Genomic DNA, 23,619 nt, shown 5'->3' with positions numbered 1-23,619 from the left:
CGCGGAACGCGCAGCGGGGGCAGAGCCCCCTCCCACATCTCAACCTGCTTTAACCTTTTTCTGCGCGGCGACCACTTTTTCAGCAAGATCGCGGGCAATTGCAAAAGCCCCTTTAATCTTGTCGCTGTCTTTTTTCCAGTCCCGGCGCACGACGATCTTGTTGTCTTTGACCTTGGCCATACCGCGTTGATTTTGAATGAACTCAACCAGTCCCTGCGGCGAAGCGAATTTGTCATTGTGAAACTGGATGGTCGCGCCTTTCGGTCCGCCGTCGAGCTTTGCGATCCCTGCGCGTTTACACATGGCCTTGATCCGCACAACCAGCATCAAGGTATTCACCTCCTTCGGCAATTTGCCAAAACGGTCAATCAATTCCGCAGCAAAGCCTTCCAGTTCGACCTTTGTCGACAGCGATGACAGGCGGCGATAGAGCCCCAGGCGCACATCCAGATCTGGCACATAGTTCTCGGGGATCAGAACCGGCACACCCAGATTGATCTGCGGGGCCCATTGATCGTCTGCATCCGACAGCCCCTCCATCTCGCCGGCTTTGATCTTGGCAATCGCCTCTTCCAGCATGGATTGGTAAAGCTCATAGCCGACATCGCGCATCTGGCCGGATTGTTCTTCACCCAACAGGTTGCCCGCACCACGTATGTCCAGATCCTGCGAGGCCAAAGTAAAGCCGGCCCCCAACGTGTCCAGCGAGCCCAGAACACGCAGGCGTTTTTCGGCGGCAGCAGTCAGTTTCTGGCGCGGTTTGGTGGTCAGGTAAGCATAAGCACGGGTTTTCGAGCGCCCAACGCGCCCCCGGATCTGATAGAGCTGGGCAAGGCCAAACATGTCCGCACGGTGCACGACCATCGTGTTTGCGGTCGGGATGTCCAACCCGCTTTCGACGATTGTTGTGGCCAGCAGCACATCGTACTTGCCGTCATAAAACGCGTTCATCCGATCATCGAGCTCACCCGCTGCCATCTGGCCATGGGCAACCACGTAAGTGAGCTCAGGCAGTTGATCTTTCAGAAATTCTTCGATCTCAGGCAGGTCCGAGATGCGCGGTACAACATAGAAACTTTGCCCCCCACGATAGTGTTCACGCAGCAGCGCTTCTCGGATTGTGACTGCATCAAACTCGCTGACATAGGTGCGGATTGCCAGTCGGTCGATTGGAGGTGTTCCGATAATCGACAGGTCGCGCACGCCGGTCAACGACAGTTGCAGCGTTCGCGGGATCGGTGTCGCGGTCAGGGTCAGCACGTGAATGTCTGAGCGCAGCTGTTTCAGCCGTTCCTTATGACCCACGCCAAAATGCTGTTCCTCGTCAATGATCAGAAGCCCCAGATTGTTGAACCGTATGTTCTTGGCCAAAAGCGCGTGCGTTCCGATCACGATGTCCACTGTCCCGCGGGCCAGCCCGTCACGGGTTTTTTGGGCTTCTTTCGCCGAAACAAAGCGTGACAATTGCCGCACCTCCAGCGGGAACCCCCGAAAGCGTTCCCTGAAACTCGCGGCATGCTGGCGGGCCAGCAGGGTGGTGGGCGCTACAACCGCAACCTGAACGCCCGACATGGCTGCGACAAATGCGGCACGCATGGCAACCTCGGTCTTGCCAAAGCCGACGTCACCGCAGATCAGACGATCCATTGGTGCGCCGGAATGGATATCTTCCATTACATCCGAGATCGCCCGCAACTGGTCTTCGGTTTCCTGATACGGGAATCGCGCGCTGAATTCCTCCCACGCGTGGGGCGGCGGATCCATGACCGGGGCTTTGCGCAGCGCGCGTTCAGCGGCGATGCGGATCAGCTTATCGGCCATCTCGCGGATGCGCTCTTTCAGCTTGGCCTTCTTTGCCTGCCACGCGCCGCCGCCCAAACGGTCCAGCAGACCTTCGTCATGTCCGTATTTCGACAGCAATTCTATGTTTTCGACCGGCAGGTACAGCTTTGCCCGCTCGGCATATTCCAGCAACAGGCATTCATGGGCAGCACCGGCTGCGGTGACGACCTCCATGCCCATGTAACGACCTATGCCGTGATCCACGTGTACAACCAGATCACCGGGGCTGAGCGATTGGGTTTCGGTCAGAAAGTTCTCGGCCTTGCGGCGTTTTTTGGGCTGACGGATCAGCCTGTCGCCCAGCACATCCTGTTCAGCGATCACCGTTAGATCAGGAGTTTCGAACCCATGCTCCAACGCCCAGACGGCAAGGTGCAAGCCGCGTTTTCCAATGCGGGTGCCATTGGCCACATGTATCGCCTCGGCCAACCCTTCGTCTTCGATCAGGCCGGTCAGGCGTTCCCGCGCGCCATCGGAATATGAGGCGATCAGCACCGGTCCTTTGTCGAGCTTTGCAGTGATGTGACTGGCCAAAGCACCGAACAAGCTGATGCTTTCCTGCTGGCGTTCCGGTGCAAAGTTGCGTCCGATACGTCCGCCCGCGTCTATGACACCGGGGCCAGAGGCTTGCGGCAGCGGGCTGAACTGCAAAACCCGACGATCCGCGACCGCCGCCTCCCAGGCGGTATCGTCAAGATACAACAACCCCGGAGGTGTGGGTTTATAGACCGTGTCCATGCGGGATCGGTTTTCCAGCGCCAGTCGCCGGGTTTCGTACTGATCGGCAATCGTATCCCAACGCGCCAGACGCGCGGGCGTCACCTGATCATCGACAGTGATCACCGCATCCGGCAAATAGTCGAATAGCGTCTCAAGTTTTTCGTGGAAGAACGGCAGCCAGTGTTCGATCCCCTGATGTTTGCGGCCCGCGCTTACGGCCTCATACAATGGGTCATCTGTACCGGCGGCACCAAATTCAATGCGATAGTTCTGGCGGAACCGGGTTATCGCGGCCTCGTCCAAGATGACTTCAGATACTGGTGCAAGTTCAACGATGTCCAGCTTTTCGGTTGTTCGCTGAGACGCCGGATCAAAGCGGCGCGCGCCGTCCAGGACGTCACCGAACAGGTCCAGCCGAACCGGGCCCGTCTCTCCCGGAGGGAAGATGTCGATGATGCCGCCACGGATGGCGTAATCGCCGGGTTCCATCACCGTTGGACTCTGGGTGAACCCCATACGCACCAGAAAGTTTCGCAGCGCGGTTTCATCTATGCGATGGCCAACTCGGGCAGTAAACGCCGCCTCACGCAATACCTCTCGTGCCGGGACGCGTTGGGTCGCGGCGTTCAGCGTGGTCAGCAATACATACTGTTCGGGCATCTGGTGAACCAGCGCCGCCAGTGTGGCGACGCGCGCCGCCGAGATATCCGCATTGGGCGAGACCCGATCATAAGGAAGGCAATCCAAGCCCGGAAACACAAAGACAGGCATCTGAGGCGCAAAGAACGCCAGTGCGGAACGCATCGCTTCCATCCGCTTGTCATCGCGTGCGACATGGGCCACCGGCCCCTTGCTGCGGGCAATCTCGTTCAGCACCAGCTGTGCGTCAAACCCTTCGGGGGCACCGCCAACTGTCACGTGGTTCGGAGCCTTCATCGCCTCGCCTTTCAGAATCTTCTATCCCAGAACGCCAATCGAAAGGTTCTGATACATGCCCCAGAACGAAGTGACCAGTATCGAGATCATGCCAATGATCTGGGTATACAGTCGGCAGCGGGAAATTGTTTTTGAGACAGTTTCAAGCGTCAATTCCTGCCGCCGAAGACGCCTTGCATGCACGATATTGATCAAAAGCACCAAGGTCATTGGGAACAAAAGCAAAAACAGGGCCTGCGCGAATTCGACGTCATAATAGAACCCAAGCGTGGCCATCCCGGTAAACAGAAAACACCCAAACGCCAAAAGGATGGTGCCAGACATCTCGACAATCAGCAGAATCCGATTTGTATGGATGCGAACGATGTCGAGCAGATCGGTTTCGACCTGACCTCCGATCCGGCGGGCACGGACAACCAGATCATATGGGATGCCCATCACCCAGTGGCTGGCCGACGACCAGAGTACCGCCAGTACGATCCAGAACCACAGATTCGAAAAGCTGCGCATGTCGATGAGTTCAAAGATCGAAGAGTACCAGTCCAAACCCAACCCTTTATTCACACTACTCAGGGGGGTTCCATCTAGGCGCGCGTCCATTGATACCCTTGAGACCTTTGTGAATTCATGCCACCCAATGCACGAATGTTCAAGGAGAACGCGCCATGAAACCGACCATTGCCCCATTTCCCATGACCCGCTTTCGCCGCGCCCGTCAATCACAGGCAATTCGTGCGCTGGTGCGTGAGAACACTCTGACAACGGATGACCTGATCTGGCCGGTTTTCGTACGCGATGGCGAAGGCATTGAAGAGCCCGTGCCCTCGATGCCTGGTGTGGTTCGCAGATCGGTTGACCTGATTGCCAAAGCAGCGGTCGAGGCCCAGGCCCTTGGGATTCCTGCGATTTGCATCTTTCCCTACACCGATCCGGCACTGAAAACCGAAGACTGCGCCGAGGCATGGAACCCCGACAACCTGTCAAACCGGGCCATCCGGGCAATCAAGGCAGCGGCTCCGGACATTGCCGTAATGACGGATGTGGCGCTTGACCCGTATAACATCAACGGTCACGACGGATATGTCGTTGACGGCGAAATCGTCAACGACCAGACCGTCGAGGCTCTGGTAAAGATGACGCTGGCACAGGCCGACGCCGGTGCGGATATCATCGGCCCGTCGGACATGATGGACGGCCGGATCGGGGAAATGCGTCGCGCGCTGGAAGGTGCAGGCTTTCGCAACGTGATGATCCTCAGCTATGCCGCAAAATACGCCAGTGCGTTCTACGGACCCTTCCGCGACGCGGTCGGCGCATCGGGGGCCCTGACGGGCGACAAGAAGACGTACCAGATGGACCCCGCAAACTCGAACGAGGCTTTGCGCCTGATCGAACGCGATCTGACTGAAGGCGCGGATATGGTGATGATCAAGCCGGGCATGCCTTATCTGGATATCTGCCGCCGCGTGAAAGACAGTTTCGGTGCGCCGACATATGCCTATCAGGTATCGGGCGAATACGCGATGATTCAGGCCGCAGCCCAGAACGGCTGGATCGATGGCGAGAAGGTGATGCTGGAAAGCCTTCTCGCCTTCAAACGCGCCGGTTGCGATGGAATTCTGACCTATTTCTCTCCTCAGGTTGCGCGCATCCTGCAGGGATAAAGCCCGCAAGTTTCGCGATATTTCGCCGATAAGATTGCCCGATCGGGCAGCTTTCCCGTGACACATCGCCCTGATCGGCGTATCCTTGCCGCCAAGACCGGGATCACCCGGCATATCAGGCACAGTTACAGAGATATAAAACCATGAGCAGTTCCAACTCCCCCCGACTGAATCGTCGCGGCTTTGCCTTGGGCATGGCAGGTCTGAGCTTGACCGCCGCCTGCGGCAACGGTGTCGGCAATTCCAACGCAGCAACAATCGATGCCCGGGTCGACGCCACGCTGACCGAGATGTACAGCCGCTATCCCAATACGGTTGAAATTGCGAACAAGGCCAACGGCATGCTGGTCATGCCGCTGATTACCGAAGCCGGTTTCGTGTTCGGTGGCGGTTACGGTCGCGGCGCACTGCGCATCAGCGGTGCAACAGTTGACTTCTATTCGGCGGTCAAGGGCACGGCCGGGCTACAGATCGGCGCGCAGCAATATGCGCATGTTCTGTTTTTCATGACCGAAGACGCCCTGAACGATTTCCGGCGCTCCAGTGGTTGGACAGCCGGAGCAGATATTGGCTATGTGGTCAGCGATCAGGGCGATTCCCTGTCGACAGACACAACGACACTGCGCTCGCCCGTTCTGGCCGCCATCTTCGGACAGGCTGGGCTTCAGATCGGTGCGACCGTGGAAGGCACGAAATATACCCGCATTATTCCATAACTCGGGCTTCCCACTTCTTCTGACAAACCCCATCACAGCGGAATGCTGCGGTGGGGTATTTGTTTTCATCCTTTCTGCACAGGTTCTTGCCGCGTTCCTCTTTCGGTTGGACCCGCCATCCACTAATCTCCGCGCAACCTTCATGTACTAGAATTTGGGGCAGTAATGGGTCTTGTTTTCCGCTGGCTGGTGCGCATCGTGTCGGGTCTGATCATGCTGATCCTCGCCGCAATGGGCCTTGTCTATTTTCTGGCCAGCCAATCCCTGCCGGATTATGACCAGAAACTCGAAGTCAACGGGTTGACCGCTCCGGTTGAGATCGTGCGCGACACCGCCAATGTGCCGCACATACTGGCCCAAAATGACCCGGATGTGTTTTTCGGTCTTGGATATGCCCACGCGCAGGATCGATTGTGGCAGATGACGGTCATGCGCCGCACCGCGCAGGGCCGCTTGTCCGAAATCTTTGGACCACGCACCCTGCGCGTTGACAAGCTGCTGCGCCGGCTGGATCTGTACGGCCTTGCCCATCGCTCGGTCGAAGTGCAGGACGACTATACCAAGGCTGCCCTTCGTGCTTATGCGGCCGGGGTCAACGCACGCCTGACCGAGATCAACGACGAGGCCTTGGGGCGCGGCGCGCCTGAGATGTTCCTGTTCAATGCACCCGTCTCGCCCTGGCAACCGGGTGACAGTATTGCCGTGATCAAGCTTATGGCGCTGCAGCTGTCCGGTCACCTGACCGACGAGGTTCTGCGGGCGCGTACGTCTTTGATGCTGAGCAATCCTGACAGGCTGGCAGATATTCTGCCCGATGTTCCCGGCCCCGGCATTGCTGCGTTGCCTGAATATGCTTCGCTGTTTCCCAACCTTCCACGCTATGCCGCTGGTACGAGTTTTCCTGAAACGCTGCTGTCACCCCTTCCCAAACGCGGGCTGGCGGGGGCATCAAACGCCTGGACTGCTGCGCCTTCGCGCTCGGCAAGCGGTGGAACATTACTGGCCAACGACCCGCATCTCGGCTTCACAGCACCCGGCGTGTGGTATCTGGCGCATCTTGGTCTGGAAAAGGGAAGCGTCATTGGGGCCTCGATCCCTGGTATTCCCGCAATCATGACCGGTCGCAGTGACCGGTTGGGTTGGGGGGTGACGTCATCCTATCTTGACGATCAGGACATTCATATTGAGCAGCTGAACCCGGAAAACCCCGAAGAATACCTGACCCCGGATGGCTATAAGGAATTCCAGACCCGTCCTTCGATCATTGAAATCAAGGGGGAAGCTCCGGTTACACTGACGCTGCGCTGGACTGAAAACGGGCCAGTGTTGCCCGGTACGGATTACAAGCTGGAAACCATCACACCGCCCGGCCATGTTGCGTCTTTGTCCTGGACTGCGCTCAGCCCGCAAGACACTTCGATGACGGCGTCCATGGCCCTGATGAACGCGGACAACGTGCAGGACGCCGTAACCGTGGCGCGGCAATTCATTGCGCCCTCGCAAAACCTGTCACTGGTCGACAAAACGACAATAGGGATGAAACTGATTGGCGCCATGCCCCGGCGTGATCTGCAAAACCAAAGCCGCGGACGCATTCCGACACCCGGCTGGATCGAAGCAAACCGCTGGCAAGGTCGCCTACCTTACGCCAACAACCCGGAATTCGTGGCCCCTGCCGGTGGCGTTCTGGGCAACACCAACAACAAGATCATCGACCGCCCGTTCCCGGATCATGTGTCCTACGAGTGGGGTGACACTCAGCGCGTACATCGCTGGGAACGCCTGATGCAATCGCGTGAGGTGCATACCCGCGACAGTTTCATTGAGGCGCAACTGGATACGGTCAGTTTCACCGCGCGCTCTCTGCTGCCGCTGATCGGTGCTGACCTTTGGTACACCGGTGCCTCGGCCCCTGAAGGGACGCCCGAACGGCAGCGCCAGATTGCGCTGTCGCTGCTGGCGGACTGGAACGGCGAGATGAACGAGCATCTGCCCGAACCGCTGATCTACGCAGCCTGGGTGCGGGCCCTTCAGATCCGCCTGATCTCGGACGAGCTGGGGCCGCTGGCCAGCGAATTCAAACATGTCGAGCCTTTGTTCATCGAGCGGGTCTATCGTGACATTGATGGCGCCGGTGTCTGGTGCGATGTACGACAAAGCGCGCCGGTTGAAACCTGTACCGAAATGGCACGACTTGCGCTGGATGACGCGCTGATCTGGATCACCGAACGCTACGGCAGCGCACTGGAATCCCTGCGCTGGGGTGATGCCCATCAGGCAACCCACGACCACCCGGTTCTGGGGAACGTGCCTATACTTCGGTATTTTGTGAACATTCGCCAATCGACCAGTGGCGGCGACAACACCTTGCTGCGCGGGCGCACGTCCGGCGAAGGGCTCGACCCGTTTCAGAACGTCCACGGGGCCGGGTATCGCGGTGTGTATGACTTTGCCGATCCCAACAGCTCGGTCTTTATCACCGCTACCGGCCAATCGGGCCATTTCCTGTCTCGCTATTACGACGATCAGGCGCAGCTGTGGCGGCGTGGCGAGTATATTCCCATGTCGCTGGACCTTGACCTTGCCCGCGCCGCTGCTGTCGGAGTGACCAATCTGATCCCACGTTAAGCATCAGGGTTTCGGCGACTCCCCGCCCCTTTTTGTCCGGACCGTGGACGCCATGCGGCAGTTTCGCCTACCATCACCGGGCGAACTGTTTCGGACCAGGGGGAAACTATGGCCAGCATTCGGGATACTCTGAACAACCTTGCCCGGGATTACGCAATCGCCTGGAGTTCAGGTGACGCCGATGCCGTTGCCAGTTTTTTCGCGCTGGACGGACGGATTACAATCAACAGAGGTGACCCGATCGAAGGGCGCGCAGCGATTGCCGATATGGCCCGGGGTTTCTACGCCGATTTTCCTGATCTGGAGGTGCGCTGCGACATGATGCGATGGGCCGGATCTCATGCCCTATTTGTCTGGACGCTGGAAGGGCACCACTCACAGACTGGTAATCATGTCGTTGCGCGCGGTTGGGAAGAATGGGAATTGACACCCGACAATCTAGTTCAGTCATCCTTGGGTTGGTTCGACCCTGATGACTATCAGCGACAGATAGACGGGCGATAATCTAGTCCAGACGGTCGCTTGCGGTTTCAATTGTGTAACTCCGCGGTATTCCCTGTGTAATCAGAAACCACTCGGATGCCTTCGTCCGCTGCTGATGCGCATCAAAGGCCTGCTGATTCACAAAAACCTCTGAAACAGTGAACCGTCCGGGTGTGATCTGATCCTCGACAACGTCGAACGACAGGCAACCCTCTTCCGCCTTTGTGAGGGCGATATGCGTGGGCAGAGCGGCGCGCACATCTTCAAGGCGGTCCGCCGGGACATCAATAAATCCGGTCAGGAATACTCTTTGATCCATTGTATCAGCCATCTTCCGCAATTTCACTGTATCTATAGTGTGTCGAATTGGGCGGCCTGCTTATCTGTCCAAAGAACAGTGATACGGAACCCCTCTTCGGTCTGCTCTTCAGATTGTACAACATCCTGCCGGAACAACCACGCCCGCTTGTTCCCTTCCGCAAAGGTCAGGTTCAGAACAACCTCGTGCCGGGCCCCTTGCAGAATTGCTGCAATCTCGGACAGTAATGGGGTCACGCCTTCGCCGGTAACTGCCGAAATGGCAAATATGGCCGGATCGCGATCCGCCCTCGCCAATGCGGCGTCTTTTTCTTCCGTGCTCAGCAAGTCAGTCTTGTTCCAAACCTCAAGCCGGGGGCGTTCTTCGTCGACACCAAGCGAGGTCAGGATTGCTTCGACATCCTGCGCCTGTGCTTCGGTTTCTTCATGGCTGATATCGCGCACGTGAACAATCAGATCAGCACCCAACACCTCTTCAAGCGTGGCCCGAAAAGACGCCACAAGCTCGGTCGGCAGGTTCGAGATAAAACCCACCGTATCCGATAGGATCACTTCCGGGCCATCGGGCAGTTGCACGCGGCGCATGGTAGGGTCCAGCGTGGCAAACAGCATGTCCTTGGCCAACACTTCGGCCCCGGTCAGCCGATTGAACAGAGTAGATTTCCCGGCATTGGTATATCCAACCAACGCAACGATCGGATAGGGCACCTTGGCCCGCGCGGCGCGGTGCAACGTGCGGGTCTTGACCACTTTCTGCAATTGGCGACGCAGACGCACCAGTTGTTCATCAATGGCGCGGCGGTCGGCTTCGATCTGGGTCTCGCCGGGTCCGCCGACAAATCCCAAACCGCCACGCTGACGTTCAAGGTGGGTCCAGGCCCGCACCAGCCGTGTCCGCTGATAGCTGAGCGCAGCCATTTCGACCTGCAACACCCCTTCACGGGTACGTGCGCGGTCGCTGAAAATCTCAAGGATCAGCCCGGTCCGGTCGAGGATCTTGACCTTCCATGCCTTTTCCAGATTGCGCTGCTGAACCGGTGTTACCGGTCCATCGATCAGAACCAGCTCAACCTCGTTTTCACGAAGCCGCTCACCCAGTTCTTCGATCTTGCCACTGCCAAACAAATAGCCGGGTTGGGCGCGTTGCAGGCGTACGATTTCAGACCCGATCACATCCAGATCGGGCAAAGCGGCGGCCAGCGCAACCGCCTCGGCCAGCGCGGGTTCGGGAACGCGGCGCTGTTCATCTGATTTGATTTCGGGATGCAGCACCCAGGCCCGGGTGCGCGTCCGGTCATGTTCCATCAAGAGGCGTCTTCGCCCTCATACAGGTTGATCGGCTGTGATGGCATGATGGTTGAAATCGCGTGCTTGTACACCAGCTGCGACTGTCCGTCGCGGCGCAACAATACACAGAAATTGTCGAACCAGGTGATCACACCCTGCAATTTCACGCCATTGATCAGGAAAATTGTAACCGGAACCTTAGCTTTCCGTACATTGTTCAGGAAAGCATCCTGAAGATTCTGTCTGTCCGAAGCCATATTATGATAATCTCGCCATTGTTCTTGCTACGCGTTGCGGACCAACGCGCTCCCTCTGGTTCAGTATGGAGCGCCGCGTAAAGATATTCCAGACGAAAAATTAAGCACTAAAGACGACGGGATCCAACCGGTTCAATCCCGCCACAGCGAAGGGGTGATCAGGGCGATGATCGCAAGCGTCTCGAGCCGGCCAATGACCATCGCCGCGCACAGCGTCAGCTTGGCCCCTGCGGACAGGTCGATCAACCGGATTGGAACATCAGTGGCCAATTCAATCAGCGGACCCGTCGTGCTGAGCGTTGCGACGCTGAGCACCATGGCCTGTTCGAACCCGGCACCCATTGCGGCCAGCAAAAGGTTGAACACCGCCAGTGTCAGCGCAAAGAGCATCAGAAAGATCCAGGCGATAAACGCGCCGTCCCTTTGAATGCGTCGGTTGCCGCCTCCAACCCCGCTGACGGATGAGGGATAGATCAACCGGTCGATCTCGCGCGCACCGTTCAGGTACAGGGCAAAAACCCGCAGCAGTTTCACGCCGCCAGCCGTGGTCGCAACCCCGCCACCGATCAGGGCCAGCCCCATCAGCAACAATCCGGGCGTTCCCAGACCAGACAATTGCTGCGCATCATCCCAGTTTGCGCTTTCAAACCCGGCGGTTGTCAGAAAGGCCAGAACGGTGAACAGCATACCCCAAATGACCTGCAATGCCTGTAAAGGCTCGATTTGCCCACCGATTTCCGTAACACCAGCAATAACGCGAAAGAACAATAAGGCCGCAACGGCCAGAACAATCATCAGGCCAATGCGAAACTCCGGGTCCGTATCCAGTCGGGAATAACCGGATGTCGCCGTGTCGGTCGAAAATGTCAGGCGCGAAAGGGCAAAGAACAGGAACAAAAACAAGATCGCCTCACCCGTGAAGCCCGCCTGCGCGCCTTCCATGCCGCCCACCGGAGAAATTCCGGACGTCGCCATGACCGACATTGCGTGGCAAACGGCTGTCAGTCCGGTTTCGCCTGCGATCAGAAGAAGGATCCAGATCACAGCCGTCAGCCCGGCATAGACCGGGGTCAGTCCCTTTGCCACACGGAGCAGTCGACCGCGCGGATCAACGCGTTCGCTTTGCGCAACACCCGATACCGGGCGACCCGGCTGACCGCGGGCCGTGACCTCGAACCCACCCAGCGACAAAGGCGCAAGGATTGCCGCGGCGGCAATCCACATCAGCAAACCGCCCATCCATCCAACCAAGGCGCGCCACAGGTGCAGCGGGGCCGTCAGGCGGTCTGGATCCGGAAACAGATCCGCCCCCGTGGTTGTCAGGGCACTGACCATGTCAAAATAGGCGTTCAGGAATGTGGTCGTTCCCAGCGCATCGTGAAATGGAATCGCAAGAAAGACAGGCAGAATGGTGAAACATGCAAGCATCACCGCCAATTGTCCCAAAGTTCCGCGCCTTGGCACACGGTTGGACGAGGCCAGTGCGACACTGACGACCAGAAACAACCCTATGATACCGGAGTACAAAAACGACCGCGATGTATCGTGATCATCCAGCGCCAGCGCGTAAACTGCCGGAATCCACATGGCCAGTGACGCAATAGCCCAGATCAGAAGAAACAGCGGCAACCGCCGCAATAGCCCGATCTGTTGTATCCCCGCATGCGCCATCAGAAGAAATCGATTGAAACCTGCATCAGGCGTTCGACCTCAGGCACGTCGTTGGCCATGGCAAAGATCGCGACGACATCCTTTTCATCGATCCTGAGGCTGCCCGTCGGTCGCATAACTTCATCTCCTTTGAGTACGGCCCCCACCAGTACGCCCTCGGGAAAATCGATATCGCGCAGCTTTTGACCGGCCATGGGAGAGGTTGAAAGAACCTCAGCCTCGATCACTTCGGCCTCAGCATCTCCGATCGAGTAGACCTGTCGCACCCGGCCATGACGGATGTGGCGCAAGATCGAACTGACGGTGGTTGCCCGTGGATTGATATACGCATCAATCCCCAAAGGTCCCATCAGGGCCACCATACTGGGATCATTGATCAAAGCGATCGCCAGGGCACAACCCTCGGCCTTGGCGCGTACAGCGGCCAGCATGTTCGTGCGGTCGTCATCCGTAACCGCCAGCATTGCATCCGCCCTGTCGATACCGGCTTCGCTCAACAAACTGGCATCAAGGCCATCACCGTGCAGCACAATCGTTCGTTCCAGCGCCTCGGCGGCGATCTCGGCGCATCGGCGATCCCGCTCGACGATTTTGGCGCGCACGCGGCTTTTTTGTTCTTCCAGAGTTCGCGCCACTTCAAGCCCGACATTGCCCCCGCCCACGATCACCACACGATCCTGACGCTTTTGGGTCTTGCCAAACACCTCCATGGTGCGATCCACGTCTTTTACATTGGTAAAGACGTAGCATTCGTCGCCCACAAACAGCTGATCCTCGGATTCTGGTGCAAACAGTGTGCCATCGCGACGCACCCCCACTACGATCGAACTGAGCGTCGAGAACAAATCGGTCAATTGCCGCAAAGGTGTGTTCACGATCGGACAGTCTTCATCCACGCGAATACCCAAAAGCTGCGCCTTGCCGTCCATGAAAATCTCGGTGTCAAAGGCGGACGGGGCCGACAGGCGGCGCATCGCGGCGGCGGCAACTTCGCGTTCGGGGCTGATCACCACATCAATCGGCAGATGATCGCGCCGGTAAAGGTCCGAGTGGATCGCCTCAAGATATGATTTCGACCGCAGTCGCGCGATCTTGCGCTGGATCGAAAAGACCGAATGCGCCATCTGGCAGGTGACCATGTTCACCTCATCCGAATGGGTCGCAGCGATGATCATGTCCGCATCGCGCGCGCCTGCCCTTTCAAGCACATCGGGGTAACTTGCAAACCCGGCGATCCCCTGGACGTCCAGCGTTTCGGTCGCCCGCCGAACCAGATCGGGATTGTTGTCGACAACGGTGACGTCGTTCAGTTCGCCCGAAAGGTGCCGCGCAATCTGCCAGCCGACCTGACCCGCGCCGCAAATAATGACCTTCATGTTTCTGGCCCTTCTGCCTGAAAGGATTGAATGACAGATGCCCCCAAAGCGGTCAATTGAATTGTCATCGCCGATCAGCTGCGGCAAGATAAGCATATGAAAACGCTGTTTCCTATGCTCGTGCCCCTGATGGTGCTGTCCTCGTGCGGGCCGCTCTCGCTTTACTATCGCGAGGGTGAAACCGTATCACGTCTGCGAAAAGAGACCACCCAGTGCCAGCTTAGGGCGGTTAAAGAGGTGCCGGTTGCCAATCAGATCCGCCAAAGCCCGCCGACTTATTGGCCCGGGCGCACATATTGTGACGGCAGAGGTCGTTGCTATCAATCCCCAGGCTGGTGGCAACCCGGCAGGGTATATACCGTCGATGTGAACCAGGGCCTGCGAAACACGGTCGAGGCGCAATGCATGGCCGAAAAGGGATTTCGCCCTGTCAGCTTGCCGCCCTGCAAGCAAAATGTGAAATCGCGAGTGCCACTGGCGCGAACAACGACGTTGCCGCCCCTCAACAGTGCCTCATGTTTTGTGAAGTTCGATGACGGGTCGTTTCAGATCATCACACCGGGGCAATCCGGATAAGAAGAACCACGGTACCGCGCGATTGATCATTCCAGTCCGGTTGAAGCGCGTTTGCGCCGCGCGGCAAGCCACAGATGAAGCGCCATGGCAACAGCATAGAACCCGACCACGGCAATCAACATGCCCGCTTCACTAGTACGCCACAGTATTGCAAGCAAAACAGGTGTGCCCAAAAGGTTACCCGCATTCCCCATCTGCGCCATGGCACCATAGCTCAGCGCCTGGTTTTCGGGTGTCGAGTTCAACTGCGGCACCGCCGCAAAGCTGCCGCCCTGAACAAGCCCCAGCACCGCAAAAAGCGCAACGCAGACAACGGGCAACGGGGCACCAAGAAACAGGGCGCCTATCGTAAGGATAGACAGCCCGAAACCGAGGTTAATAACAAAAACACCAGAACAAACGCTCAGCAAAACCGGGACGGTAAGCCAGGAAATCACGATCCCGGCCAACGGCATCAGACCAGCAATCATCGAACTGACATCGTCCGGCAATCTTCCCGGAAGAATGGCCAGCAACGAGACAAAGGTCAGCGTGTAAAAGAACCACCCGAGCGCCGGAGCGGACACAAACGCAGAGCGATAGGTCTGTACGTGTATGTCAATCAGTATTCGCACGCTCCAAAAGGGATTGTTTACCAAATCCGATGCACTGTTGGGACGGAAAGATACGATCAGGACGGCGATCAGAAACATCAGCGCGCCATGGGTAGCAAAATAAACCGGCAGCCCGACCTGAGCGATCAAGGGAAGCCCAAGCCATGCGTTCAGGGCAAAGGCGACACCAAAGAAACTGCTCCACAAAACCATTGCCGCGTTGCGCCATTTTCCAATCGTGATTTGCGCAATCAGTGTTGGTGCTGCGACAACGATAGCCAGATGAGAGACCCCTTCGACAACGCGGCTGACCAGCATCAGGCCCAAACCGGGGATACTGGCCTGAAACAGGGACACCGCCCCGCCAAGGGTCAAGCCAAACATCAGCAACCGGACAGGCCCAACCCGCCCGGCTATCGCGCCGGACAATGCACCAAGAATCGCGCCAATCAGGCTGATGACTGACAAAAGCCAGCCAATCTTGTCCGCGTGCGCAGGATAGAGGGCTGCGACCTGAGCAAAAGGAACCGCAATCTTGGCGAATTGGGTCGCCGCACCTAGCCCGGCAAGCCAAAGCAACAAAACCTGTAACAAGATGCGTAATGGATGGGGCATAAGCCGGTTCTACTGCACCCGACCGCACAGGAATACGCATAAATTATGCGCGTCCCGACCGTGCCCCACTGACCAGCCGGACCGGCGTTCCATCCGACAGGTACAACCGTTCCCAGGTGATCTGTCCGGCACTGATCCGGATACGGTCGTGCCGCGCTTCGGAGGTTACAAACGACTTGGGGTTGGGCGCTTGCAAATCCCACCATCCCTCGTCCTGTAGCTCGGCCTCAGCCTGACGGATTTCGTCCGTCGCAAATTGCCAGAGGGACACGCCAAGCAGTGCCCGTTGGGTGGTTTTCCAGTCCCGCGCCCGCCTGCGGGAATAGGCCAGGCACAGGTGGCTGGCCTCCTCAACCAGATGGATGCAGTCTGCCGAGTTCACGACAAGCCGTCTTAGCGCGTTGTCATCCGCCCTGAAAGGAGCCAGCGCAGCAAACACCGAGTGTTGTTGATCAGGCGTTGGAAGCTGAACCCCGTTCTCCCATCTGGAAACCGTGGTCTGATCGACCTGCAGAACCTCGGCCAGCGCAGCTTGTTTCAATCCGATCGACCGTCGAAGTCGCTTTAACCGCCTGCCAAAAGCCGGGTAGCCTTCGACGAACCGGCCAGACAGATCAGAGTTCACCGTTCTCGCCATCAGTTCCTCACATCCGTCTGCCCGTGAACTATGCCCCCAGACTCACTCTGCCGGTTCGGGTTCGTCGATTTGCGCGACCCGCGCACCAGATTTGTTCGAGGTCACAACACCCAGCGACTTTAACTTGCGATGCAGCGCACTGCGTTCCATGCCGACAAAGCTGGCGGTGCGGCTGATATTGCCGCCAAAGCGGTTGATCTGGGTCAGCAGATATTCCCGCTCGAACGCTTCGCGGGCCTCGCGCAGCGGCAAAGTGGCCAGCGCACCCGACAAGACAACGCGGCCCGACTCTTCGGCCTTGTCTTCTTCATTGGGCAGCTCGCGCGCCTCAATCGGGCCGGTGCCGTCGCCCAGAATCAAAACACGTTCGATCAGGTTCTTCAACTGGCGCACGTTACCCGGCCAGGTCATTGTCTGCAGCAAAGCGACCGCCTCGTCCGACAGCTCCCGCATAGGCAACCCTTGGGTTTCGTTGCACATTTCGATGAAGTGCTGGGCCAGTACCGGTATATCCTCGCGCCGGTCCTCGAGTGAGGGAACGGAGATCGGAACCACATTCAGACGGTGATACAGCTCTTCCCGGAAACGCTCGGCGGCGATTTCATCATCCAGATCCTTGTTGGTTGATGAGATCACCCGAAGATCCACGCGCACCTTGTCCGAGCCACCCACGCGCTGGAATTGCTGATCCACCAGCACCCGCAGGATTTTGGACTGTGTGCCCAAAGGCATGTCGGAAACTTCATCAAAATAGACCACGCCGCCATGGGCTTCTTCCAGCAATCCGGATTCCACACCGCGTTCGGCCGATTCCCGGCCAAACAGAACTTCTTCCACACGCTCAGGCTCAATCCCGGCACAGTTGACGGTCACGAACGGAGCGTTCGCACGGTTGGAGTGGGCATGGATATAACGCGCAGCAATTTCCTTGCCCGAACCCGCAGGTCCACGCAGCATGACGCGACCGTTTGATTTGGTCACCTTGTCCAACTGCCCCTGCATGGCCCGGAACGACGCGGATTTGCCGATCATGTCCGAGTTGTTGACCTCTTTCCGCTTCAGCGACGCGTTCTCGCGCCGCAGACGAGACGTCTCCATCGCGCGGCGGATCACCACCATCAACTGGTCAATGTTAAACGGTTTCTCGATAAAGTCGTAAGCACCCTGTTTGATAGCCGCTACAGCGATTTCGATATTGCCGTGGCCCGAAATAATCACCACCGGCACATCCGGGTTATCGCGCTTTACCGTCTTGAGGATATCAATCCCGTCCATGCGGCTGTCTTTCAGCCAGATATCCAGAATCAACAGACCCGGCGGTTCGGAATTGATCGACGCCATGCACTCGTCCGAGTTGGCTGCCAGCCGGGTTGAATAGCCTTCGTCCTCCAGAATGTCGGACACCAGCTCGCGAATATCGCGCTCGTCATCTACGATCAGAATGTCGCTCATCTTTGGCCTGCTTTCAGTTTGTTGGTTCTAATTGCCTGCTTCTGCGGCGCAACGGTTGGGGACATACTTGCCCCAGGCAAACGGATCACAGCCATTGCGCCAAAATGGTCCTGTCCGTCAAATACGGGCGCGTCCTCAAGGGTCAGCGCGCCGCCATGCTCTTCTATGATTTTCTTGACGATCGGAAGACCCAACCCGGTCCCTTCGTCGCGTGTCGTTACATAAGGTTCAAACAAACGCGCCCGGTCTTCCGGCAGACCTATCCCATTGTCTGCAATGGTGATGATTGTACCCGCATCATCGCTTGAAACCGCCACCTTGATCTGCGGCACCAGGTTTTCCGGGGCCCCTTTTTCTTTCAAAGTTGCAATGGCTTCTCCGGCATTCTTAATCAGGTTCGTCAACGCTTGATTAAGCATGGTCGCATCTACATCCGCCATGATCGGCTGCTGCGGCAGGTCGGCATCAATCTGTACGTCCGGCTGTCCCGCCTGTTGCAAAAGTACGGCTTCGCGCACCAGTTCGACAAGGTCTTCCTCCCGTCGAACGGGCTCGGGCATCCGCGCGAACTTGGAAAACTCATCCACGATACGCCGCAGGTCATTGGTTTGCCGCACGATGACGCCGGTCATCGATTCAAGGCTGCCGCTGTCTTCCTCATCCAGTTTGCGGGCGAACTTGCGCTTGATGCGCTCTGCGCTGAGCTGGATCGGCGTCAATGGGTTCTTGATTTCATGTGCAATGCGGCGGGCCACGTCACCCCACGCCGCCATTCGCTGCGCGCTGACCAGATCGGTTACATCGTCAAAGGCAACCACATAACCTTCCAGCCCGCCATCCTCTCCACGACGGATAGCCATGCGAACCAGCAGGTTTTCAAGCTGCCCCTTACGTGTGACCTTAACCTCACCCTGAACAGCCTCCTGCCCGCTGTCCTTGAGGCTTTCAAACAAAGGCAAAAACTCGGGAACCGCAATGCCGATAGCCAGGTGTTCTTCACCACGCGACCAGTCCAGCAAGCGTTCAGCCGAGCGATTGACAAACGTAACGCATCCATCGGGGTCCACGCCGACAACACCGGACGTGACCGAACTGAGCACGGAATCAAACAGGCGACGCCTGCTTTCGATTTGCTGGGTATTTTCCAGCAGCGTGTCCCGCTGCCCTTTTAGTTGTCGGGTCATCTGGTTGAAATATCGGCCCAACATCGCAATTTCGTCGTCGCTGGCCTCTTCAATGACCTGGACACTCAAGTCTCCGGCGCCGACCCGCTGCGCCGCCGTGGTCAAACGTCCTACCGGGCGCGACAGGCGTTCGGCAAACCACATCCCCAACGACATCGCAGCCAGGATCAGGATCAGCGCAAAGCCGAGATACAGCAAGCCGAACTCGAATAGCACCCTGCCCCGTTCACTCTCCAATTGTTGATAAAACTGTGCCGTTTCCTTGGTGTCATCCAGCAGTGTCAACAACTGCCCATCCACCTCGCGGCTGACATACAGGTAACGGTCCAGATAAGCGGTAAGCGGCACCAGCGCACGGAATTCATTATTCGGCCAGTCGGCAATGATCAGCAGCCCCTTATCTGCCGCTTCGGTCATCTGTTCCGCTGTAGGCGCCTCGTAGTTGAACAGATAGGATCGATCCCCGCGCGACCGGATTTCGCCCGTGCCGTCGATGACATAGGCCTCGCGCAATCCGCGCTGAATCCGGGCCTGCCCCTGCGCCAGAACCTCACGCAGTTCGGCATCAGAAATGTAAAATTCCACTGAGCGTGCATTGTTCAGGAACCGCGCTAGGACGGTTGCGTCCTGCGTCAGACCGCTGCGATGTTCCTGCTCATAAGCCTCTGCCGCCGTAAGGGAAGACCCGACAACCTGGCGCACGCGATCCGAAAACCAGCCTTCCAGACCGATATTCACGGTCAGGCCAGCAAAAATGGCGACCGTAACCGTCGGAACCAGCGCAAGCAGCGTAAACGCCCCGATCAGGCGCAAATGCAGACGCGAGCCTGCCGACTTGGCCCGCCTTGCAGCAATCAGGCTGCCCAACTGACTGAGCACCAAAGCTGCCACAACCAGAACATAGACAAGATCAGCCAGCAGAATCAGCCGCAATGTCGGCGCGGTCGCACCTAGGTCAAAAGGACCAATGACGAGGTATGTGGCAAGCGCCAGAACTGGCCCCATGAGGACCAGCCCAAAGGTGCCGAAATTGCGAAGTTTCCGTGATTTACGCCATCGACCAATCGATGGGATCATCCCGCTCTGTGCTCGGGTTGCCACCGTCTGCCCTCATCCTGATGTGCCGCTTGTGCGGCTTACCGCCATATATCGTGATCTTTTCCCGACAGATGCCGGGATGCCACGGTTTGTGTGGCGATATTACATCAGTTTGCGGCGCCGTGTCACCTGTATATCGAGATCTGTAATCTTTTTTCGCAGCGTATTTCGGTTAATCCCCAGTAAATCAGCACATTTTGCCTGGTTCCCACCAGTTGCATCCAGTGCGATTTCGATCAGCGGGGCCTCAACCTCACGCAAAATCCGCTGATAAAGGCCCGGCGGCGGCAAAATATTGCCGTGCAGATCGAAATACCGTCGCAGGTGACGCTCGACCGAGGTTGAAAGCTTCTCGCGTTCGCCGCCGCTCAGAACAGGCGCAGCCTCGGGCTGGCTGCCCAACACCATTTCCACCTCGGCCTTCGAAATCTCATCTGCCCGGCTGGTCAGCCCCAAACGGCGAACGGCGTTTTCCAGTTGCCGGACGTTCCCTGGCCATGAATAGCGCCGCACCAACTCAACCGCTTCCGGGCTGAGCCACCGCTTGTTTCCGCTTTCCTTCTCTTCCCGGGCCAGGAAATGTTCGGCCAGCAGTTGAATATCGTCGACCCTTTCACGCAACGAGGGCACGTGGATCGTTGCCCCGCACAAACGATAGTACAGGTCCTGCCGGATACGGCCGTTTTCCATTCCATCGGTCAAGTTTGTCTGGCTGGTTGCCATGAAACGCGGAACATGATCGCCGGGCGTATCCATCATACGCACCACGCGGGCTTGAATTTCATCGCCGATATCCGCGATTTCATCTATCAGCAGCGTACCGCCACGCACCCGCGCCATCACGCGGGCCGGGCCCTCCAGATCGCTTAGGTCGGCTGCGGTGACTGTGACAAAGGGTAATGTACGCCGGTCCGAAAAGTCGTGAATTGCCCGGGCAATCAGCGACTTACCCGTTCCGCTTTCACCCGAGATCATAACTGGCAGGTCGGTGTTCATCACGCGGGCGACCAACCGATACAAAGCCTGCATGACTGGCGTGCGACCGACCAGCGGCAGCTCATCCGGACGCTCACCACCTGCCTGTATGGGTTCCGGCTGTGCGCGCTGCTTCTGATCCAGCGCCCGCGCCGTGCGTTTCATCAAATCCGGCAGGTCAAACGGTTTGGGCAGATAGTCATATGCGTCTGCCTCAGCCGCCTGAATCGCGGTCATGATCGTGTTTTGTGCGGAAATCACGATAACCGGCAATCCAGGGCGATCCTTTGCGATCTTCGGCAGCATCTCCAGACCATTGCCATCAGGCATGACAACGTCCGAGATCACCACGTCGCCTTTACCTTCGCCGACCCAACGCATCAGGGTGGTTAGCGAAGACGTTGCGTGCACCTTGCATCCGGCCCGCGTCAGCGCCTGAGTCAGAACGGTGCGGATTGTGCGGTCGTCATCCGCAACCAGTACGGTGCCATCCATCAGGTGCTCTCCTTCTTGTGTTCTGTTGCATCTCGCGGCGCGCGGCGCAGCGACAGTTTGAAAACGGTGCGGCCAGGCACGGAATCGGCGGAAATCCAGCCGTCATGGTCGGAAACGATCTTGCTGACCAGCGCCAGCCCGAGACCGGTGCCGTTTTCCTTGCCCGACACAAACGGGTCAAAAATGTCACCGCGGATATCCTCGGGCAGCCCTGGACCGTCATCGATGATCTCGATCTGCAACGGCAGCGAGTGACCCGACCCATCACTTCTGCGCAGCCGGAAGGAATGTTCGAAATACGTGCGCAGACGGATTGTTCCGCCCTGAGGCCCTGCGGCCTCGGATGCGTTTTTCAGCAGGTTCAGAACCACCTGAAGAAACTGGTCCGGATCGCCATAGGCCAGCGGCAATGATGGATCGTAATCCTCGATGATTGTCATATCCGCGCCAAATCCCAGCAGCGCGGACCGCCTTGCACGGTCCAGTACATCGTGGATATTGACCGGCCTGAGGTCCGGTTTCTGCAAGTTGCCGAATTGCTCGACCTGTTCCAGAAGCTTCACGATCCTTCGGCTTTCGGCCACAATAAGGTCTGTAAGTTCAAGATCCTGTGGCGAAATATTCATGCTCAGCAGTTGCGCTGCACCGGTAATCCCGGCCAGTGGGTTCTTAATTTCGTGCGCCAGCATCTCGGCCATGCCAATCGCCGACTGCGCCGCTGACTTGACCGTGTTGCCCAAGGTCATCCGGCCCGCCAGTTCACGAGGTGATATAATCATGATCATCGACCCCGGATGCCCAACCAGAGGCGCGATCTGCAACGCACATTGCAACGGCGCACGGTTCCCCGAACCAGCATCCACATCGTTTACGAACAGTGGCGTGCCTTGAGAACGGGCGCGCAGGAATGCTTCCTCCAGCGGTGCGTCAACGGCGATCTGGTCCCATACCGGATGCCCGATTACCGACCGGCGTGAGGCATTCAAAAACCCCTCGCCCGCCGAATTCACATCTGCGATGCGATCTTCTTCATCGATTATGAAGGCCGGAACCGGCAATGAGTTCCAGATGTTGGCGTTGGAATTCATGCCGCCACCTCGCCCGTATCGGCAAGTGCGTCCCCAAGCAGACGCAGGACTTCATCCGTGCTTCGCGACGTCAAAACTGCCCGGCGCAGCGGCGCAGGGGTTGCGGCCTGATCCATGTACCATCCCAGATGCTTGCGGGCGACACGCAGGCCCAGATCGGCACCGTAGAACCCCAGCATCGCCTGATAATGCGTGCGCACCATGTCGATCAGGTCATTCCCGACCGGAATATCCGGCGCATCCGCCCCGTAAAGGTCGTGACTGATCTGCGCCAGTAGCCAGGGTTTACCCTGTGCGCCACGCCCGACCATGACCCCATCTGCACCAGATTGTTCCAAAGCGGTTCGTGCGGCTGCTGTGTCTACAATATCTCCGTTCGCAATAACCGGAATCGACACAGCCTGTTTCACGGCCCGGATCGCGCTCCAGTCAGCGCGCCCCTTGTAGAACTGGCATCGCGTGCGTCCGTGGATCGTAACCATCTGAACGCCCGCCTCTTGCGCACGGCGCGCAACCTCGGGCGCATTCAGCAGGGTGTCATCCCACCCCAAACGGGTTTTTAATGTCACCGGAACGTCAACTGCACTGACAACGGCCTCAATCAGCGTCAGTGCGTGGTCCGGTGTTTTCAGCAGGGCCGAACCGGAATACCCATTTGTCACCTTCTTGGCGGGACACCCCATGTTGATGTCGATCACCCGCGCGCCCCGATCAGCAACCTGACGGGCGGCCTCGGCCATCCAATGCGCCTCGCGCCCTGCCAGTTGCACAGCTGTGTTTTCCACATCGGCGGACAGTTCGGCGCGTTCCCGCACTCCGGGTTTGGCCTGCACCATCTCCTGACTGGCGACCATTTCGCTGACGACCATGCCGGCGCCAAAGCGCATAACCAGATCCCGAAACGGGCGATCTGTGATTCCGGCCATCGGGGCCAGCAAAACCGGCGATGTTACGAGTTTGTCAGCGAAGCGGAAAGTCAACGTGCTTAATCCTTGGGCAGTTGCAGTT

The 23,619-nt window shown here is 58.0% G+C and carries 19 protein-coding genes; 5 read left to right on the top strand and 14 right to left on the bottom strand.

The genetic code is table 11. The annotated features are described in order from the left end of the window. Nucleotides 1–39 precede the first annotated feature (39 nt). The gene (mfd, locus tag ACR0CE_RS02325; protein WP_480830741.1) at nucleotides 40–3,498 is read right to left on the bottom strand and encodes a transcription-repair coupling factor; all 3,459 of its coding nucleotides are present in this window, start codon (nucleotides 3,496–3,498) and stop codon (nucleotides 40–42) included. 21 nt (nucleotides 3,499–3,519) lie between these two features. After that, complete coding sequence (locus ACR0CE_RS02320; RefSeq protein ID WP_480481661.1) at nucleotides 3,520–4,044, bottom strand: component of SufBCD complex; 525 nt, start codon at nucleotides 4,042–4,044, stop codon at nucleotides 3,520–3,522. Between the two features lie 119 nt (nucleotides 4,045–4,163). Here ACR0CE_RS02320 and hemB point away from each other — a divergent pair, with 119 nt between their 5' ends. The 4 genes from hemB (at nucleotide 4,164) to ACR0CE_RS02300 (ending at nucleotide 9,010) form a co-directional block, all read left to right on the top strand. Beyond that, nucleotides 4,164–5,162: a porphobilinogen synthase gene (hemB, locus tag ACR0CE_RS02315; protein WP_480830739.1), complete on the top strand. Its 999-nt coding sequence runs from the start codon at nucleotides 4,164–4,166 to the stop codon at nucleotides 5,160–5,162. A gap of 143 nt (nucleotides 5,163–5,305) precedes the next feature. Beyond that, on the top strand, nucleotides 5,306–5,878 hold the full coding sequence (locus ACR0CE_RS02310) for a lipid-binding SYLF domain-containing protein (protein WP_209503773.1): 573 nt from the start codon (nucleotides 5,306–5,308) through the stop codon (nucleotides 5,876–5,878). A 165-nt stretch (nucleotides 5,879–6,043) separates the two neighbouring features. After that, complete coding sequence (locus ACR0CE_RS02305; RefSeq protein ID WP_480830738.1) at nucleotides 6,044–8,506, top strand: penicillin acylase family protein; 2,463 nt, start codon at nucleotides 6,044–6,046, stop codon at nucleotides 8,504–8,506. A gap of 108 nt (nucleotides 8,507–8,614) precedes the next feature. After that, nucleotides 8,615–9,010, top strand: coding sequence for a nuclear transport factor 2 family protein (locus tag ACR0CE_RS02300; RefSeq protein WP_480480699.1), 396 nt, complete (start codon nucleotides 8,615–8,617; stop codon nucleotides 9,008–9,010). 1 nt (nucleotide 9,011) lies between these two features. Here ACR0CE_RS02300 and ACR0CE_RS02295 read toward each other — a convergent pair whose 3' ends face one another. The 5 genes from ACR0CE_RS02295 to trkA form a co-directional block, all read right to left on the bottom strand. Further along, on the bottom strand, nucleotides 9,012–9,320 hold the full coding sequence (locus ACR0CE_RS02295) for a putative quinol monooxygenase (protein WP_480480697.1): 309 nt from the start codon (nucleotides 9,318–9,320) through the stop codon (nucleotides 9,012–9,014). Nucleotides 9,321–9,340: 20 nt separating this feature from the next. Beyond that, nucleotides 9,341–10,612 carry a GTPase HflX gene (hflX, locus tag ACR0CE_RS02290; RefSeq protein ID WP_480504981.1) on the bottom strand — a complete coding sequence of 424 codons (1,272 nt, stop codon included), beginning with the start codon at nucleotides 10,610–10,612 and terminating at the stop codon, nucleotides 9,341–9,343. After that, entirely contained in the window at nucleotides 10,612–10,851 is a 240-nt protein-coding gene (hfq, locus tag ACR0CE_RS02285; protein ID WP_005982826.1) for an RNA chaperone Hfq, read from the bottom strand. The genes hflX and hfq overlap by 1 nt, the downstream gene beginning before the upstream one ends. Nucleotides 10,852–10,983: 132 nt before the next feature. Beyond that, complete coding sequence (locus tag ACR0CE_RS02280) at nucleotides 10,984–12,522, bottom strand: TrkH family potassium uptake protein (RefSeq protein WP_267366208.1); 1,539 nt, start codon at nucleotides 12,520–12,522, stop codon at nucleotides 10,984–10,986. After that, nucleotides 12,522–13,898: a Trk system potassium transporter TrkA gene (gene trkA / locus ACR0CE_RS02275; RefSeq protein WP_480504979.1), complete on the bottom strand. Its 1,377-nt coding sequence runs from the start codon at nucleotides 13,896–13,898 to the stop codon at nucleotides 12,522–12,524. The genes ACR0CE_RS02280 and trkA overlap by 1 nt, the downstream gene beginning before the upstream one ends. A 96-nt stretch (nucleotides 13,899–13,994) precedes the next feature. On the opposite strand from trkA, the gene ACR0CE_RS02270 reads away from it, so the two are divergent. Then, nucleotides 13,995–14,474 (top strand): hypothetical protein, encoded by a 480-nt coding sequence (locus ACR0CE_RS02270; RefSeq protein WP_480830735.1) that lies wholly within the window; start codon nucleotides 13,995–13,997, stop codon nucleotides 14,472–14,474. Nucleotides 14,475–14,500: 26 nt separating this feature from the next. Here the strand turns inward: ACR0CE_RS02270 and ACR0CE_RS02265 are convergent, their stop codons facing one another. The 7 genes from ACR0CE_RS02265 to dusB all read right to left on the bottom strand — a co-directional run bounded on the left by ACR0CE_RS02265 (nucleotide 14,501) and on the right by dusB (nucleotide 23,591). Further along, entirely contained in the window at nucleotides 14,501–15,682 is a 1,182-nt protein-coding gene (locus ACR0CE_RS02265; RefSeq protein WP_480830734.1) for an MFS transporter, read from the bottom strand. A gap of 43 nt (nucleotides 15,683–15,725) precedes the next feature. Beyond that, complete coding sequence (locus ACR0CE_RS02260; protein WP_480485476.1) at nucleotides 15,726–16,319, bottom strand: helix-turn-helix transcriptional regulator; 594 nt, start codon at nucleotides 16,317–16,319, stop codon at nucleotides 15,726–15,728. Nucleotides 16,320–16,361: 42 nt separating this feature from the next. After that, nucleotides 16,362–17,771: a nitrogen assimilation response regulator NtrX gene (gene ntrX, locus ACR0CE_RS02255; protein WP_480480685.1), complete on the bottom strand. Its 1,410-nt coding sequence runs from the start codon at nucleotides 17,769–17,771 to the stop codon at nucleotides 16,362–16,364. Next, nucleotides 17,768–20,032, bottom strand: coding sequence for a sensor histidine kinase NtrY-like (locus ACR0CE_RS02250; protein ID WP_480505801.1), 2,265 nt, complete (start codon nucleotides 20,030–20,032; stop codon nucleotides 17,768–17,770). The genes ntrX and ACR0CE_RS02250 overlap by 4 nt, the downstream gene beginning before the upstream one ends. Nucleotides 20,033–20,155: 123 nt before the next feature. Beyond that, the gene (locus ACR0CE_RS02245; RefSeq protein ID WP_209503762.1) at nucleotides 20,156–21,523 is read right to left on the bottom strand and encodes a response regulator; all 1,368 of its coding nucleotides are present in this window, start codon (nucleotides 21,521–21,523) and stop codon (nucleotides 20,156–20,158) included. Beyond that, nucleotides 21,523–22,611 carry a two-component system sensor histidine kinase NtrB gene (locus ACR0CE_RS02240; RefSeq protein WP_480473074.1) on the bottom strand — a complete coding sequence of 363 codons (1,089 nt, stop codon included), beginning with the start codon at nucleotides 22,609–22,611 and terminating at the stop codon, nucleotides 21,523–21,525. The genes ACR0CE_RS02245 and ACR0CE_RS02240 overlap by 1 nt, the downstream gene beginning before the upstream one ends. After that, complete coding sequence (gene dusB / locus ACR0CE_RS02235) at nucleotides 22,608–23,591, bottom strand: tRNA dihydrouridine synthase DusB (protein ID WP_480830732.1); 984 nt, start codon at nucleotides 23,589–23,591, stop codon at nucleotides 22,608–22,610. The genes ACR0CE_RS02240 and dusB overlap by 4 nt, the downstream gene beginning before the upstream one ends. Between the last annotated feature and the right edge of the window lie 28 nt (nucleotides 23,592–23,619).

Source organism: Ruegeria sp. L11 (assembly GCF_056531755.1).
Note: the sequence above shows the minus strand (reverse complement) of the source record. Positions and strands in the feature narration are given on the sequence as shown.

Excerpts from the sequence above, each read along its gene's own strand:
- ACR0CE_RS02240 (WP_480473074.1), bottom strand. The coding sequence starts at position 22,611 with ATGAATTCCAACGCCAACATCTGGAACTCATTGCCGGTTCCGGCCTTC.
- ACR0CE_RS02305 (WP_480830738.1), top strand. The coding sequence starts at position 6,044 with ATGGGTCTTGTTTTCCGCTGGCTGGTGCGCATCGTGTCGGGTCTGATC.
- ACR0CE_RS02270 (WP_480830735.1), top strand. The coding sequence starts at position 13,995 with ATGAAAACGCTGTTTCCTATGCTCGTGCCCCTGATGGTGCTGTCCTCG.
- ACR0CE_RS02310 (WP_209503773.1), top strand. The coding sequence starts at position 5,306 with ATGAGCAGTTCCAACTCCCCCCGACTGAATCGTCGCGGCTTTGCCTTG.
- ntrX (WP_480480685.1), bottom strand. The coding sequence starts at position 17,771 with ATGAGCGACATTCTGATCGTAGATGACGAGCGCGATATTCGCGAGCTG.
- ACR0CE_RS02245 (WP_209503762.1), bottom strand. The coding sequence starts at position 21,523 with ATGGATGGCACCGTACTGGTTGCGGATGACGACCGCACAATCCGCACC.
- hemB (WP_480830739.1), top strand. The coding sequence starts at position 4,164 with ATGAAACCGACCATTGCCCCATTTCCCATGACCCGCTTTCGCCGCGCC.
- ACR0CE_RS02265 (WP_480830734.1), bottom strand. The coding sequence starts at position 15,682 with ATGCCCCATCCATTACGCATCTTGTTACAGGTTTTGTTGCTTTGGCTT.
- trkA (WP_480504979.1), bottom strand. The coding sequence starts at position 13,898 with ATGAAGGTCATTATTTGCGGCGCGGGTCAGGTCGGCTGGCAGATTGCG.
- ACR0CE_RS02250 (WP_480505801.1), bottom strand. The coding sequence starts at position 20,032 with ATGATCCCATCGATTGGTCGATGGCGTAAATCACGGAAACTTCGCAAT.
- ACR0CE_RS02300 (WP_480480699.1), top strand. The coding sequence starts at position 8,615 with ATGGCCAGCATTCGGGATACTCTGAACAACCTTGCCCGGGATTACGCA.
- ACR0CE_RS02280 (WP_267366208.1), bottom strand. The coding sequence starts at position 12,522 with ATGGCGCATGCGGGGATACAACAGATCGGGCTATTGCGGCGGTTGCCG.
- hflX (WP_480504981.1), bottom strand. The coding sequence starts at position 10,612 with ATGGAACATGACCGGACGCGCACCCGGGCCTGGGTGCTGCATCCCGAA.
- ACR0CE_RS02260 (WP_480485476.1), bottom strand. The coding sequence starts at position 16,319 with ATGGCGAGAACGGTGAACTCTGATCTGTCTGGCCGGTTCGTCGAAGGC.
- mfd (WP_480830741.1), bottom strand. The coding sequence starts at position 3,498 with ATGAAGGCTCCGAACCACGTGACAGTTGGCGGTGCCCCCGAAGGGTTT.
- ACR0CE_RS02295 (WP_480480697.1), bottom strand. The coding sequence starts at position 9,320 with ATGGCTGATACAATGGATCAAAGAGTATTCCTGACCGGATTTATTGAT.
- hfq (WP_005982826.1), bottom strand. The coding sequence starts at position 10,851 with ATGGCTTCGGACAGACAGAATCTTCAGGATGCTTTCCTGAACAATGTA.